Origin of the sequence: Micromonospora sp. CB01531 (assembly GCF_001905095.1) — a bacterium.
In the GTDB taxonomy this organism is placed as follows: Bacteria; Actinomycetota; Actinomycetes; order Mycobacteriales; family Micromonosporaceae; genus Micromonospora.
In genome coordinates, this window is record NZ_LWLS01000090.1 from 1 (window position 1) to 12,590 (window position 12,590).

Consider the following 12,590-nt stretch of genomic DNA (forward strand, 5'->3'; position numbering starts at 1 on the left):
CTGGCTGATCCCAGATCAGCCCAGATTCACGACGGAGGTGTTTGACGTACCTCGAATCTTCGGGGAGCATTCTGATGTGGCTAATGACCCAGCGGTAAGTCATCCCCGACCCTGACCGCCAAAAATCCCTGAGATCGGCTCCGTGATAGAACTGGCAGAAATCTGCCTCGACCATTTCACAGAGCCGATCATCAGAGAGGATATGGGCTAGCCAGGCTATTCCCCCGAGGTCGTACCCAGGGCCTTGAAAGCCTCACCGATGAACTCAATGTGGTCCTTGACCTTCGGCTTCACCGAAGCCTTGTACTCGGCAAACTGGTCCTCGCCCAGCAGGGCCTTCAGAGCGGAGATCGGCTTGTCGTTCTCGTAGTGCTCAAGCACATCGCCATCGGCCTCGTTCAAGTTCGCCGGAAGCTTGTACTTCCGACCCCGGAACTCAAAAACCACAACGGCGTCCTGCGCCTCGTTCTTCACAGCTTCCTGAGCAGACACTTGTTTTCCTTATTCAGTTAGAAGATGGGGGAGTAGTTGAAGATTCGCTTAGCTAAGCAGGTCGGTGTTGTTCGACAACAGAACGGCCGAATAGCCGTCAGGACCAGCCAGAGCGGAGAAGGTAATGCCGAGCGCAACAGCGTCACTCCGCTGGAGGGCGATTGCCTCGCGGTCGGTCATGGTGACTCGGGGCAGAATCAGTCGGTTGACGTCGCCTTCGTCATCGGTCCACTCGACAGCCAGCATTACCTCCTGAGAGGCCGGAGCGTTCTTCATCTCAAGCCGAGCGACGCCGGACGAGTTCGTAACGGTGGAGTTCAGGAAGTACAGACCCAGGGTGTCCTTGTTGTGGCTACCAAGAGCCATCGAGACCTCAAGGCCCATGCCGGTCAGCGGACGCTTGACCGGGGTGATCGCCTGCCACATATTGACGTCGTTAGTGTCAACAGACGGAGTGACGGAGACACCATCCTCGGTGACCCACCCCAGCTCCTTGAAGGCAACCCCAAAGGGGGCAGTGACATCGGCCGGCTCAGTGGTCCCCAGCGGGGCAACCAGGACTCGACCGTCCGGGGCAAGACGAACCTGCCTCGGGTCGTAAGAAGTTGCAGCCATATTCAGTTCTCCTATTTAGTTATTTGCCGTGCTCTCGAAGGTATGACGCAGCACGGTCGAGCAACTTAGGGTTGTCTCGGAATTGGCCGAGCCCTGCGTTGCAGTTCGAGCACAGGAGTTGTCTGGCCTTACCTGTGTCATGATCGTGGTCGATACATGGAGGCTTCATGGCCTCCCGGCAGATTGAGCAGAGTCCAGACTGCCCGACCAGCATTTCCTCGAACTGCTCAGTGGAAATGCCATACTTGCGCTGACGACCTGTATTGATCGTCCTGGCGATTACCCTCTCCGAATTTTCCCGGTAGTATCGCGCGCTTCGCTCGCTCGTACACGACTTGCATTGGGGCCTGGGCGCGCTCTTCCGCTTATCGAAGTAGAATCGGTCTAGTGGCTTCGACTCTTTGCATCCGGTGCATTGCTTCACGGCATGGACTCGAAGTCGGGGGTTGTTGTTAATCTGAGTGAACAAAAATATCGGGGAGACTCTTCGTGCTTGTCGTATGCCTCGACAGGCCCGACTTCCTCAATTACCCTGTGGAGGCGAATTCCCCAGCCTCGGTATTGATATTGGGCTCGGAAGATACTGGCCTCAACGATGTCCATGATGTCCGCGCATTCATTGGAGGTTGGCGCGTACACATCAATGTCAATCCGAGGCTTACTAATCTTCGGCCACACTCTCAGGCCACCTTCGCGGCTGACCTGAATCCATGTCTTCGTTTTGTCCCAGCCGGTCAGATCCCCAGAGATGTTGTCGATGCTGTAGGGAGCCAGCTCGGGAGTTTGGTTGGTAAGTATGTCTATGACGCCTGCCACGGGATCTCCGTGACGGATGAAGGCTGGCATTACTGAAGCCTCTCTTCCGCTTCAAGCCGGTCGAGAGCCGTTCTCATTGGGGCGTACTTCAGAATGGCAACCTTGCCTCCTGCGTGTGCCCCCCACTCAACCCACTGAGCGCCAGGGTCACGGTTGACCAGGCGGTAGTTCATGCCGTATTTGCGGATGACGAACACCTCTACGTACTTCGGGGGAGAGGTATTCGATTTGCGCCAAGGGCCTCCCACTTCACGGTCGTGGTAGATCTCGATGGCAATCTCTCTCAGGCGTCTCAACTGCCCCTTGGCGTACTTCTCGTACTTGCCGGTGGTGTTGATGATCTGAACCATTTTTCGGCCATCGATCTTCGGGGTGCCTACTCGCCAGGCCATTTAGCCTCCCCGGATTCGACAGACGTACGCGATGTGATCCAGGTTCTCTTCGAGGTCCAACCATTCGGCGGCGTACCCGAACAGCTCGTATTCTCGACCTCGATACTCAACGCGGTCGGTAGGCTCAGGAACAACAGAGTCAGCGGAGGCATACACGCGGATGCTCGACCTCGCAAACTCCCTATTGTCGTTCACCTCGTAGTTGAGCTTTTCAGCTAGGGGAAAGGCTTGCACTGAGCAGCCAGGGATTGTGAACCTCTCAGCGTTCGCCCAGTCCCTAATGAACTGCCCCGAGCGAGCATCCTTAACAAGCGGAGCCCGCTTGAGAACGATCGTGGCGTTCCCGGGGTTGCCTACAGACGCCATGTCCTCGCCACCCCCTGATAGGAGCGGAGGACTTCCAGCCCGAAGGCATCGAAGTCAGCCTCGGAGACGCGCCACTTGTAGGTGATGTCGCCTACGGTCTTCTCTTCGAGATCCCCTGGAGTACGGCCGTTGACCTTGCCCAGTACGGCATCCATAGCAACGCCCTTGATGTCCTGGGGAACCTCATCGAGGTCGTAGCCGTAGGTGTAGGTGACATCAACAACCTCGTAGGGAGCCAGCCCCTCGATGTCACTGAGGCCATCCCAGACTGCCGGCATCCAATACCAGCCGTCATAGCGGTAGGTGTAGTTGGACTGAATCAGGGGAGCGATGTTGGCAACCTCAACAACAGGGCCAACCAGCTCAACTATGCCGTGGCCATCGGCTCGATAGCGAACGGTCTCGTTCGTGTGCAGAGTGAAGGCAACCCCGGTGACAGTCTCGATGTACGCGGTAACCTGATCGATCAGGTATTGGTAGTAGGGTTCCTCGGCAGGAAGAATCGACCTCCGAAGTGGGATTTCGAGGTCTGCGATAGTGAACAACTGTTACCTCACGGAGAGATAGTCATAAAGCTCAGCCAGTCCAGCGGACTGAAGAATGTCGAACATCAACCCAAGCTCTTCAAGCTCAGACTGACTCTGCTTCCAGAGGAATTCTGAGCGAGCCTTGACCTGGGGACCGTAGTGCGAATATGTCAGTGCCTCATGAAGGCACTCATTCCACATGTCGTAGTCGCCGTATTCACAGTATTGAACTGAGTCGTCCAAAGCCTCTACGAGGCCAGGGGTGTCGGTGCACACCGAGGGGATTCCAGAGGCAGCAGCCTCTACAGCGACTCGTCCAAAGGACTCATACTTGCTTGGTACAAGCAACACTCTGGTGCGCTTGTACACCTCGCGGATGTCCTCCTGGTGGGGCATGTACGTGACGTTCGGCAGGTCTAGGTGAGCCTGCTCACCGTAGGCACCGTGCACCCCTAGAAAGGGGACGTCAGGGTTCCTCTTGGCCAGCTCGAAGAACGTCTGCCAGCCCTTGTCGTACATCCCGTCTCCACCCTTGGAGAGGTTGATGAGCGTGACGCACTCACCGAGGTTGTCGACGCGGTAGCGCTCAGGCTCGACCGAGGGGTGAAGTACCAGGCCAGGGGTGTACACCCCTTCAGCCTCGAAGGACTTTCGTACCCAGTGGGTGTTGTACAGCCCGATCGAGGCGTACTGCCCCAGGGTCTTCAGGGTTGACCTGTGGTCGTTGTGGGCGTAGTGGATCACTGGCTTCTTGAACATCTGTGCAACCAGCGACCCTCGGTACGAGCATTTCAGTTGGGTCACGATGACGTCGGCCCACGGGAAGGCGCTAAGCGGAGCTGCCTTCGCCTCAGCCTCGGTCTGCACGGTTCGTACCTGCACGCCGTCTATCTCGTACGACGGGACCTGTGTCGGCTCTCCTACCAGTGCCACTACTTCGTGACCTTGACGCACTAGGTACCGCAATGCATCATGTAGCGAGGTTTCGCCGCCAGCCTGATGCCTCATAGGACCGGGGTAAGCGTGGGTGTAAGCTAGCACGCGCACTGGGAAGAAATTCCTTTTCGCTGGGGGCTTTACTGGCAGAGAGAAGTGCCGGTCGTTTGGCGACGGTGCCGGCACGATCCTCGGGAGAGGGGCGGGTATTCCCGCCCCTCTCTTTAGGTTTCTGGCGACGATTGACAGAAGAACTGTCAATCTGTCACTTAGCTAGAGAAGTCAGCGTCCGGACGCAGCACCGAGAACGGGTACTCGCCACCCAGCCGCTTCAGCGGGTTAATGACGTTCGCCGCAACCCGGAAGGTCGCACGAAGAACCTTCGCATCCTGCTGGAAGGTGTTCAGAACGAGCTGACCAGCCTGGTTGAAAATCGGAGCCGAATCGGTCACCGCAAACTCGATGTCCTGGCGGATACCAATCTTCAGGGTGTCCCACTGACCGGCGATCAGAAGAGCGTCATCCTTGTGGGTGTTCCAGATACCCGACCGAACCTCAGCAAGCGTCTGGCCGTAGATACCCTGGCCAGTCGGAGAACTGGTCAGAGCGCCATCGAAGATGGGGTTCTTGTTGGCGTCACGCAGCCGAACGAGCTGCCACTTGAAACCGGGGAAGGTCACAAAACCGCTCGGGTCATAACCGTCCTCAGCCATCGTCTGAGACAGCGCCGCAATAGCGTCCGCCAGGTCAACAAACTGACCAGGACCAGTACCGATGTTTGCAGCGTTCACGGAGTTGCCGTTGGCAATAGCGTCCGGCAGAATGCCGTGGAAACCGTTCGCGGCCCAGGTCGACGGAATCTCCTCACCGAAGAGGATCGCAGCGTCCAGCTTCTTGCTCATCGCCTCAACGAGGTAGGGCTTAATCTCCTCGAAGTTGACGTCCGAGTCAGCGGCCCAGGTGTCCGGCAGCGGCACCAGGACGGCCATCTCCTCTGCCTCCATACGCTTCTGGGTCCACGTCATGCTCGTGGTCTGCTTCATCGCAAGGTCCTTGGCCTCACGAGAACCATCGGTCTGAGTGGAACCCGGACCGAACGAGGGCTTGTCGCTCGCAGCAGTACCCTTGATCCAGTAGGCGTCCGGAAGAGTCTCGGTAAGAGTGAAGATCTTCTCTCGCCGGGTCATCCGGGAAACCGAACCGAGCTGAAGAGCAGCCGAGCCGGTAATGACGTCATCGAGAATGCCAGAGGCAACCTCGGCGGGAAGCTCCCGGACCCGGTTGCCGACACTCTGAATCGACGGGTCCTGCTCGTGACGGTAAAGACCCTTGGTGGTCTGAATAGCCATATTTAGTTGTCCTTTTTAAGTTAGAGAGACTTAGCGGCCGTTGCCCCAGATGAGCTGCGCCATGTAGGCGTTAGCTACGTCATTGGGGTTCTTCGGGCCTTCGTTGGTTGCAGTCCCACGAGTACCGGCGAAAACGTCGGTGGTGTTCGTCGTGGTGTTGGTCTGCCCGGCCTTCACTCGGCCGGCAAGCTTCTCGGCGGAAGCCTTCATGTCCTCCGGAGTCTCACCACTGATGAACTCAACGTCATCCATCGTCAGACCAGCCCCGAGGGCGATAGAGGTCTTCAGCAGACTGAGGTTGTCCTGCTTCAGGGTCGCGTTCTCTTCCTGAGCACGCTCAAGCTCGGTCTTCTGCGAATCCTTCCAAGCCCGGAACTCCTCAAGCTCCTTGTCCTTGAGCTGCTTTGCAGTGCGGTGTGACGCGTTCTCCTTGCGCAGGGTCTTGACGTAATCGATCAGCTCCTCAGGGGTAAGCTGCTCAAGCGTCTTCTTCTGCTCAACGACCTCGGTCTCAGTACCCTCGGTCGTAGTGGTGGTCTCGGTCGCCTCCGGGGCGTTCTCTCCGGACATATTCAGTTATTCCTTATCCCTCTAGGATTGCTTGTTGGTTGGCTGACCACCGGGACCAGCCTTCGCCTTAGCGCCCTCCTTGGTGAGGGCCATGGCGTTCTCGTGCTGTGCCTTCATTTGCTGGTCTTCGCGTGCCTGCTGCTGTGCCTGCCATTCCTCGGCATCGGCAACCAGCCGGTCAATCTGGTCAGGATCGAGGTCCATCATTTCTGCGATAACAGGAACCATGAACGGAGGAGCCTGAGCGAACGCTTGAGCAAACTTGACTGCGGCATCAGCCTTTTCAGCGAGGCTGCGTATCTCCGCATCGCCCCAGATGACCTCGGCATCAAGTTCCTTGGCCTTTTCGAGGTTCCCCTTGTACTTGAAGACCAGGCGCATCGCCTTTTCGAGAGCCCATCCCACAGACCGCTGGCGGGCCTGAGTCCTAAGCTTGTGCCCCGACTCAGCCTGGGTAAGGGTGTCTCCAGAGATGTTCGCCATTCGACCCATGAGGTAGTGCGCAGGAAGCTGCGTAATACCAGCGAAGTCAAGGACGTCATCTCGTACGGAATTCAAGATCTGGGTAATGTCGACCTGATCGAAGTCTCCGAACTTCGCATCAGGAGCGGGAACGTGCCAGAGGGTGTCTGCGCCAGGGTCAAAGGGAGGCTTGGCGTCTACACCCTTCTTCCCCTTCTTCGCCTGAGCGATCTGGCCACCAGTCATCCAGCGCTGGCGGTAAGCCTGGCTCTTGGAGATGATGAGCCGATTGAGGATCGTCAGGTTGATTCGGTCCTGGACCTCGAAGGCATCCTCAGCCTCAGCCTTGCCATCAGGACGCCACTGGCACCGAACGAGAGGTACTTCGTTGATCTCGTTCTGCTGGACCTTGAGCTGAGTGAAGCTGCCATTGATGAACGCCACAGAGGCAGCGATAGTCTCACTGTTCTTCGGGCCTACGTAGGCGATCACTCGACCGTCAGCCAGGTAGACAACCGCTACCATCTGACCAAGGTAGACGTCCTTCCACACCCTGATGCCAGCCAAAGCCCTGGTGGGCTTTACGGGATCGGTGAAGACATGGCAGAGCTTCGGATGCTCCACGGTGATCGTGGGCTCCTCGGTCTCAGGGTCCTCAGGACCCACCAGGAGGTAGCCTTCACCGAAGGTTGCGCAGTAGGTCAAGAAGGTGTCCATCTGGAAGTCCATGTCATTGGCCATCCAGACAAGTCGAGCGTCCCTGTCGGCAAGTCCACGACTGCCTTCAGCAGTACCTTCAGAACGGGCCATTTGAGGCCCCTGAGAGCCATTCTGAGGCGAGTTCCCACCCTGAGGGGTACTAGGAGTGGGGGAGGGCTTAGGACGCTCGGGAGAACCGAATCTAAAGCCCTTTACCCGCATACGCGGAATCATCGCGTTCGTAGCTAGAGCTACGTAGTTCGTAAGGGCCTTCTCTTGGAAATCTCGGAGGGCCTTGACGTACCTCCGGTCACCATTCGGAAGGGGGTGATGCCCAGAGACGTAAGCCTCACGAACGCTGTGAGCGGTTTGCTTCCCCTCGATGGCAAGCATTCCATTGAATAGCCACCACTCAGGAGAGCCGGGAGGGAAATTGGTGGCAGCGCCGTTGAAGATCGACGGATTCCATGAGTACGGCAGTCCTGCTGCCTGATTACCCGGTGGAACCGTGACTTCTGCGGTGTAAGTCCCCAAGCGCCCTCACCTCCTTATTTAGTTGTCTGGCGTGCTCACCAGGCGTACATCGTGCGATCCACCTCCGGGGCGAGAGCGCCGTCTTCAATTGCTTGCATACACGCCGCATGAGCTAGCACCGCTGCTTGTGCAGCGGCGATATACCGCTTACTGTCTGCGGTCTCCTTGCGAAGGATGTCCCCCTGGGGAGTCTCTAGAATGTGGCAAGCGAGAATGTGTCGCTCCAAGTCAGGTTGGTCGTTCCAGACGACTCGCTCTGCTCGGACACCACTCTCAAAGCCCTCGATGGCCTTGGCGTACTTAGCCTTCGAGGTAAGCCAGAACTCCTCAATACCACAGTCTTCGTAGTCAGCGGCCCACTTGCCGATGATGTCCTGGAACTGGTGTGGGTCAGCGAACACGCTGTAGACGTTCCGCTTCTCCAGTTGCTTCCGGACGTACTGGTCGACCTCGTAGTAGGGGACTTCCCAGGACCGATCAGCGTTCTCGGGCTTCTCCCACATCTTCAGGAGCCAGACTGACTGATCGGTTAGCCGCACCGCTACCACAGCAGCGGCACCATTACGCATCGCCCCCTTGAAGCCAAGGGCGATCTTGTCGGTCTTCTTGAGAGGTTTAACGCTGTCCTTCCGAGCCTTCTCGACATCGCCCTTCTTGAGCCACCCGGACTCACCAATGACGATCTCGTTGAAGTAGAACTTCCTCGCTGAACTCTCTCGGGTGTTGCTGTCGCAGATCTCCTCGAAGATACGGTTGATGTTCACCCAAGGAGAGTTGCGATAAATCCAAGCAAGCGCAGGAAGGGCTTGCTCAGGGTCTTTGACGTCCTCGACATGAATACTCTCGGAGTCGAAAAGAACGCCTCCGAGGTGACCGTCAGCGGCTAGCCGGCTGAACTCCCGGTGGGAGGCTTCGGCTACCGAATTCTCGCCTGGGAGAGGAGCGTTCGTAACCTCGACGGATCGACCGTCGAGCTTTCCGAGGTTCCGTCGCAGCACTTCAGCGAACTCAGGGCCTCTTTCCGCAGGTACCCAGTTGTGTGTTTCCTCAAGAACGACGAATGTCGGTCGAGCACCCTCACGGCTTCGTGGACTTGCGGTAACCTTCTCAAGTTTTCCACCATTAGGGACGTAGATCCGGCTCAGAGCGATGTCCAAGCCATATTCGGACTCAGCAGCGCCGTTGGCGAGCATTGAGTTGATCAGGACCATCGTCTGATCGGCTTGAGACTCAGAAACGGCTGCGAGCTGAACTAGGGGGTTTGGATGAGGACGGCCAACGGGATTGCCATAGGCATCCCAGCCGTCGAATTGAACCGGAGCTAGAAGCTCCGTACAAGCCATAGCGCCGACCATCGGGGTCTTACCGACACCCTTGGCGCGCTCTCTATAGGCTCGCCGGAAGAGCCAGCCACCTTGGCTGAACTTGCCAGCGTGGGAATCCCACTTCGTATCGGGGTGGAGGGCATAGAACCAAAGGGTGAACCGAGCCTGGTCATCTGTGTACTGCCAAGTCGTCCCTTTGTTGATACCGTCAGGCTGAGCCAGGTAGGTGGAGGCCCAGTCAAGCAACTCCCAACCAAGCGTCTGGAAGCCATGATCTTCCGGGAGCCCAGGTGGGAGGCCGCCTTGGGCCATGACACCCTCCTGGGGTTTGGATATTGAGTTTTATGCAAGCTGTGTGGTAACGTTCAGGGAACGTCGCCAAACGTGAAGGAGCTAGCCATGAAGGTGCTAGTCGCCATCCAGATCGAGGTAGATCCGGAGAAGTGGAGCCAGAGCAACAACGGGCCTTGGCCCGAGGATGACAAGCGAGCCTTGAGCACCGCCGTTCGGCAGGACGTCAAGAGCTACATTCAGAACCTTCTTGACGGCGCGTACAACTTCGAGTTGACGGATGCGAAGGTGGCTGTTCGATGAACGACTCAAGTCTCCTCAATGACCCGATCAACCCGGACTATGAGCCCCCGAAGGTCGTCTACAGGTACGAGGTGGAAGCTCGGGTTGAAGGGGGCAACTGGACCTCGGTTGACTTCGGAGACCACGGGAAGTCTGCTGGCAAGCTCCTGGACGCGACGGATGTCCGAGACATCCTTGAGGCCCAGGGCTACAAGACCCGGCTCTTCCGGATTGAAACTCTGCGCACGCAGATCGACCCCAAGTAAGAGGCGAAGAAGTGATTCACTTCGAGGGCGGGAACCTCATTCACCTCGTGGAGGAGATCGAGCAGAAGGTTGACTATCTCCTGCGGAGATGCTGGATGCCCTCCTTCAACAACCAGTGGGCAGCGACACAGCTCAGCCTCTACCTTGTGCTCTTGGAAAAGAGCGGCTACGACACTCAGCCTGTCTACGATCTCTGGAAGGAGCGCTACGAGGCTTACAAGGCTCAGGGTGGTCGAGCCCACTGGGTGAGCCTCGGTCACTAATGGACATCAACCCCATCGGGGGTTGGCCTAATCGCCAACCCCCACCCTCCTACGGGGAAACCGTAGGCTGTCTCATAGCCGTCGCCATTACCGTCGCCATCATTTGTCTTTGCTGTGGAGTGTTCGTATGACCGCGCGCCTGAGCAACGTAGGAAGCCACTGGAACAGCGATGACCGCAGTTCCCCTCATCGAGGATGTGACGCACATCCGGAGCCAGCGAGGCCGGCTCTACGACCGAGTAGAAGCGATCATCACAAGGGCTGAGGATCTTCGCCTGTTAGCCGCTTCCGGTAGTCAACCCCCGAGCGAGTAGCCTTCTCGGCTTCCTTGACTACATCAGCACCAGAAGTTTGAATACGCATCCCCAGGGAGCCACGGTCTTTGATCGTGGCTCCCATCTTTTCTAGGCGAATACGAATTTCACCGGCTAGAGACTTGGCGTCCTTCGGGTCACAGGGAACGTCGATAAATCCGCCGCTCTCCTTGTCCACGATCATGTGCCAACCCCACAGGAGATTGTGAAGGAAGGCAGTCTCAAGCATGAACTCCCAGTCGGTGTCAGTCATGAGCATCGCCTGAGGCGACTCCTGCCAGGTCTTCCACCACTTCTTCGTTCGATTGCACCACTTGATATCAGGCTCTTCGTCCTCAAGCTCAGGACCCCGGCGTTCGCCATCCCACTGGAGGGCGCCGATGTTGTGAACGACCGGATTTCGGTTTACCCGAGCGTCATCGGTCTTCTTCTCAGTCATCGGCATCGCCAAGCAAGTTGTATTCCAGCTTCGTCTTGGCGTACTGAGCGAGCCCAAGGCCCCGGTGCGAAGGGATCGACCCGTCTGGAAAAATCAGGGAGTAGGCAGTCTCGGGATTTCCTTCGTCATCCCAGCCGTTATAGCAGGCGACCACTAGGTAGTCAGTGATGATTTTCGGGTCAGGACCGTAGTATGCCTCATCGACAGCCCGAATGGCGTTAGCCAGGTTGTCATCGGCGGCCTTCTGCTCAGCGGTCTTCATCGCTCCTCCACCGAGATAACAGCCGGCTTCGTCGGAGAGATCATGGAATTGATCTGAATGGAGGCGAGCATCTTGCTCGGGCAGCCATCAAGGATGTAGAGGGTGTCACCCTCGCAATACCGCTCACCATCCAGCCGGCTGGAAGCCGTCCGGACCTTCACTCGGTCGTCCAGACCAAATCGGTTGTTCTTGAGGAAGTCCTGAGCCCGAGACTCACTGGGAGCGAACACGAAGTTCATCAGGCACCAGCCTTCTTCGGCGCTGCCTTCTTCGCGGGAGCACGCTTAGCAGGAGCCTTCCTAGGAGCCGGCGTAAGCAGCCCGCTAAGGGCCTTCAGATCATCGCTAAGGCGAGTTTCCTTGTATGTGGTGTACTTCTCTGAATCGGGGCTAACGAGGTCTCTGGTAAGCCTGTAGGTAGCGTCCTCTCGAGACTTCCCCACCGAGCGGTGAAGGTGCTCGATGATGACGTCATCCCGGTAGACGAGCTTGTCAATTCCTCGACCCCAGTCAAGCCACACGAGATCGATGCACATGTGGTCAAGCTCCGAAGGAGCCATATAGCCAAGGGCCTTCGGGATGTCAGAGGTCATCACCACGGCGGTAGCCATAGCCTCGAACTGAAGCAGGTCATTGGGATAGGCGATACCAGTCTTCAGGGCCTTCAGCTCCCCGAGAAGGGCCTCATCCCAGCCACGAGTCTTGGGGAGGTGGTCATCACCCATGAAGCCCACAGCGAGCCCCAGAGAGCCCTTCAGGGCCTCAAAACCAGCATTCAGGGGTGCTACCACCCCCGGCTTGTCGACAGACACCGTGATGGCTCGACCATCGGCCTGGGTAAGGTGCCAATAGTAGAGGTCATGGTCCGGGTCATCGGCTGAGATTACGAAGACCAGCTCCGTATCAGCCGTACAGGTCTCCCGGAATGCCTTCAGGAGCCTCAGCGAGTTGCCGATGCGGCCTCGGGTAGGCACGAGAACGGTTAGATCGGCCATATTCAGTTATTCCTCCTGGGAAGTGGCCTTGGATGGCCATGAAAAAGGCCCCCGAGAGGGGGCCTTGGGAAGTGCGTAAGTCAGAAAGTTATTTCACCGTTGATGACTGCGAGGGTTAAGCCTAGCGCTACCAGTGCCATCGGCAGATAAGCCATCGTGAGGCCCTTTCTGGCCTCGCTGTAGCCAGGTTCGCCGGTACGCCGGATCGTCCTGAGGGCTGAGTGCCCGAAACCGATGGCGATCAGGTTGGGGATGAACAGTGAGCACCACCCAACGATCAGCCCGATTAGGCCCAAGTAGTAGGCAGCCTTGGCGTTCGAGTTGGTCTGAGGGTGCATCGCTGCTCCAAGAGGTCTGAGTTGGGGGCTGGGAGTATCTGGAGAGCACCACCCCGCC

20 protein-coding genes are annotated in these 12,590 nt (G+C 57.6%); 3 read left to right on the forward strand and 17 right to left on the reverse strand.

Features of this window, described 5'->3' with window-relative positions; all coding sequences use genetic code 11:
• Window positions 1–216: 216 nt before the first annotated feature.
• The 12 genes from A6A27_RS26920 to A6A27_RS43455 all read right to left on the reverse strand — a co-directional run bounded on the left by A6A27_RS26920 (window position 217) and on the right by A6A27_RS43455 (window position 9,395).
• Window positions 217–492: a hypothetical protein gene (locus A6A27_RS26920; protein WP_143194177.1), complete on the reverse strand. Its 276-nt coding sequence runs from the start codon at window positions 490–492 to the stop codon at window positions 217–219.
• Between the two features lie 48 nt (window positions 493–540).
• Window positions 541–1,107 carry a phage tail tube protein gene (locus A6A27_RS26925; RefSeq protein ID WP_073837443.1) on the reverse strand — a complete coding sequence of 189 codons (567 nt, stop codon included), beginning with the start codon at window positions 1,105–1,107 and terminating at the stop codon, window positions 541–543.
• A gap of 19 nt (window positions 1,108–1,126) precedes the next feature.
• Entirely contained in the window at window positions 1,127–1,531 is a 405-nt protein-coding gene (locus tag A6A27_RS46885) for an endonuclease VII domain-containing protein (RefSeq protein WP_073837444.1), read from the reverse strand.
• Complete coding sequence (locus tag A6A27_RS43445; protein ID WP_143194178.1) at window positions 1,528–1,923, reverse strand: hypothetical protein; 396 nt, start codon at window positions 1,921–1,923, stop codon at window positions 1,528–1,530. The genes A6A27_RS46885 and A6A27_RS43445 overlap by 4 nt, the downstream gene beginning before the upstream one ends.
• Window positions 1,924–1,952: 29 nt before the next feature.
• On the reverse strand, window positions 1,953–2,315 hold the full coding sequence (locus A6A27_RS26935) for a hypothetical protein (RefSeq protein WP_143194179.1): 363 nt from the start codon (window positions 2,313–2,315) through the stop codon (window positions 1,953–1,955).
• On the reverse strand, window positions 2,316–2,681 hold the full coding sequence (locus tag A6A27_RS43450; protein WP_143194180.1) for a hypothetical protein: 366 nt from the start codon (window positions 2,679–2,681) through the stop codon (window positions 2,316–2,318).
• Window positions 2,669–3,226 (reverse strand): hypothetical protein, encoded by a 558-nt coding sequence (locus A6A27_RS26940; protein WP_073837446.1) that lies wholly within the window; start codon window positions 3,224–3,226, stop codon window positions 2,669–2,671. The genes A6A27_RS43450 and A6A27_RS26940 overlap by 13 nt, the downstream gene beginning before the upstream one ends.
• A 3-nt stretch (window positions 3,227–3,229) precedes the next feature.
• Window positions 3,230–4,141: a glycosyltransferase family 4 protein gene (locus A6A27_RS26945; protein WP_158074062.1), complete on the reverse strand. Its 912-nt coding sequence runs from the start codon at window positions 4,139–4,141 to the stop codon at window positions 3,230–3,232.
• Between the two features lie 272 nt (window positions 4,142–4,413).
• A complete protein-coding gene (locus A6A27_RS26950; RefSeq protein WP_073837448.1) occupies window positions 4,414–5,493 on the reverse strand; it encodes a phage major capsid protein in 1,080 nt (359 codons plus the stop codon).
• Between the two features lie 30 nt (window positions 5,494–5,523).
• Window positions 5,524–6,063, reverse strand: a complete 540-nt coding sequence (locus A6A27_RS26955) for a hypothetical protein (protein ID WP_073837449.1) — start codon at window positions 6,061–6,063, stop codon at window positions 5,524–5,526.
• A 21-nt stretch (window positions 6,064–6,084) separates the two neighbouring features.
• Window positions 6,085–7,266, reverse strand: a complete 1,182-nt coding sequence (locus A6A27_RS26960; RefSeq protein WP_073837450.1) for a phage portal protein — start codon at window positions 7,264–7,266, stop codon at window positions 6,085–6,087.
• A gap of 527 nt (window positions 7,267–7,793) precedes the next feature.
• Window positions 7,794–9,395, reverse strand: coding sequence for a hypothetical protein (locus A6A27_RS43455; RefSeq protein WP_143194183.1), 1,602 nt, complete (start codon window positions 9,393–9,395; stop codon window positions 7,794–7,796).
• An 87-nt stretch (window positions 9,396–9,482) separates the two neighbouring features.
• Here A6A27_RS43455 and A6A27_RS26970 point away from each other — a divergent pair, with 87 nt between their 5' ends.
• Genes A6A27_RS26970 through A6A27_RS26980 form a run of 3 tightly spaced genes read left to right on the forward strand, consistent with a single transcriptional unit; the run spans window position 9,483 to window position 10,185 of the window.
• Window positions 9,483–9,677, forward strand: coding sequence for a hypothetical protein (locus tag A6A27_RS26970; RefSeq protein ID WP_073837452.1), 195 nt, complete (start codon window positions 9,483–9,485; stop codon window positions 9,675–9,677).
• Window positions 9,674–9,922 (forward strand): hypothetical protein, encoded by a 249-nt coding sequence (locus tag A6A27_RS26975; RefSeq protein WP_073837453.1) that lies wholly within the window; start codon window positions 9,674–9,676, stop codon window positions 9,920–9,922. The genes A6A27_RS26970 and A6A27_RS26975 overlap by 4 nt, the downstream gene beginning before the upstream one ends.
• A gap of 11 nt (window positions 9,923–9,933) precedes the next feature.
• Window positions 9,934–10,185, forward strand: a complete 252-nt coding sequence (locus A6A27_RS26980) for a hypothetical protein (protein ID WP_073837454.1) — start codon at window positions 9,934–9,936, stop codon at window positions 10,183–10,185.
• A 252-nt stretch (window positions 10,186–10,437) separates the two neighbouring features.
• Here A6A27_RS26980 and A6A27_RS43460 read toward each other — a convergent pair whose 3' ends face one another.
• The 5 genes from A6A27_RS43460 to A6A27_RS27005 all read right to left on the reverse strand — a co-directional run bounded on the left by A6A27_RS43460 (window position 10,438) and on the right by A6A27_RS27005 (window position 12,532).
• A complete protein-coding gene (locus tag A6A27_RS43460) occupies window positions 10,438–10,938 on the reverse strand; it encodes a phage terminase small subunit (RefSeq protein WP_143194184.1) in 501 nt (166 codons plus the stop codon).
• On the reverse strand, window positions 10,931–11,200 hold the full coding sequence (locus A6A27_RS26990; RefSeq protein WP_073837456.1) for a hypothetical protein: 270 nt from the start codon (window positions 11,198–11,200) through the stop codon (window positions 10,931–10,933). Before A6A27_RS26990 ends, A6A27_RS43460 begins: the two co-directional genes overlap by 8 nt.
• Window positions 11,197–11,439 (reverse strand): hypothetical protein, encoded by a 243-nt coding sequence (locus tag A6A27_RS26995; RefSeq protein WP_073837457.1) that lies wholly within the window; start codon window positions 11,437–11,439, stop codon window positions 11,197–11,199. Before A6A27_RS26995 ends, A6A27_RS26990 begins: the two co-directional genes overlap by 4 nt.
• Window positions 11,439–12,194 (reverse strand): hypothetical protein, encoded by a 756-nt coding sequence (locus tag A6A27_RS27000; RefSeq protein WP_073837458.1) that lies wholly within the window; start codon window positions 12,192–12,194, stop codon window positions 11,439–11,441. The genes A6A27_RS26995 and A6A27_RS27000 overlap by 1 nt, the downstream gene beginning before the upstream one ends.
• 80 nt (window positions 12,195–12,274) lie before the next feature.
• Window positions 12,275–12,532: a DUF4190 domain-containing protein gene (locus A6A27_RS27005; protein ID WP_073837459.1), complete on the reverse strand. Its 258-nt coding sequence runs from the start codon at window positions 12,530–12,532 to the stop codon at window positions 12,275–12,277.
• Between the last annotated feature and the right edge of the window lie 58 nt (window positions 12,533–12,590).

What these genes read in the sequence shown, in the direction of transcription:
- A6A27_RS26925 (WP_073837443.1), bottom strand. Translation starts at nt 1,107, where the DNA reads ATGGCTGCAACTTCTTACGACCCGAGGCAGGTTCGTCTTGCCCCGGAC.
- A6A27_RS26935 (WP_143194179.1), bottom strand. Translation starts at nt 2,315, where the DNA reads ATGGCCTGGCGAGTAGGCACCCCGAAGATCGATGGCCGAAAAATGGTT.
- A6A27_RS43450 (WP_143194180.1), bottom strand. Translation starts at nt 2,681, where the DNA reads ATGGCGTCTGTAGGCAACCCCGGGAACGCCACGATCGTTCTCAAGCGG.
- A6A27_RS26950 (WP_073837448.1), bottom strand. Translation starts at nt 5,493, where the DNA reads ATGGCTATTCAGACCACCAAGGGTCTTTACCGTCACGAGCAGGACCCG.
- A6A27_RS26955 (WP_073837449.1), bottom strand. Translation starts at nt 6,063, where the DNA reads ATGTCCGGAGAGAACGCCCCGGAGGCGACCGAGACCACCACTACGACC.
- A6A27_RS26960 (WP_073837450.1), bottom strand. Translation starts at nt 7,266, where the DNA reads ATGGCCAATGACATGGACTTCCAGATGGACACCTTCTTGACCTACTGC.
- A6A27_RS43455 (WP_143194183.1), bottom strand. Translation starts at nt 9,395, where the DNA reads ATGGCCCAAGGCGGCCTCCCACCTGGGCTCCCGGAAGATCATGGCTTC.
- A6A27_RS26970 (WP_073837452.1), top strand. Translation starts at nt 9,483, where the DNA reads ATGAAGGTGCTAGTCGCCATCCAGATCGAGGTAGATCCGGAGAAGTGG.
- A6A27_RS26975 (WP_073837453.1), top strand. Translation starts at nt 9,674, where the DNA reads ATGAACGACTCAAGTCTCCTCAATGACCCGATCAACCCGGACTATGAG.
- A6A27_RS43460 (WP_143194184.1), bottom strand. Translation starts at nt 10,938, where the DNA reads ATGACTGAGAAGAAGACCGATGACGCTCGGGTAAACCGAAATCCGGTC.
- A6A27_RS26990 (WP_073837456.1), bottom strand. Translation starts at nt 11,200, where the DNA reads ATGAAGACCGCTGAGCAGAAGGCCGCCGATGACAACCTGGCTAACGCC.
- A6A27_RS26995 (WP_073837457.1), bottom strand. Translation starts at nt 11,439, where the DNA reads ATGAACTTCGTGTTCGCTCCCAGTGAGTCTCGGGCTCAGGACTTCCTC.
- A6A27_RS27000 (WP_073837458.1), bottom strand. Translation starts at nt 12,194, where the DNA reads ATGGCCGATCTAACCGTTCTCGTGCCTACCCGAGGCCGCATCGGCAAC.
- A6A27_RS27005 (WP_073837459.1), bottom strand. Translation starts at nt 12,532, where the DNA reads ATGCACCCTCAGACCAACTCGAACGCCAAGGCTGCCTACTACTTGGGC.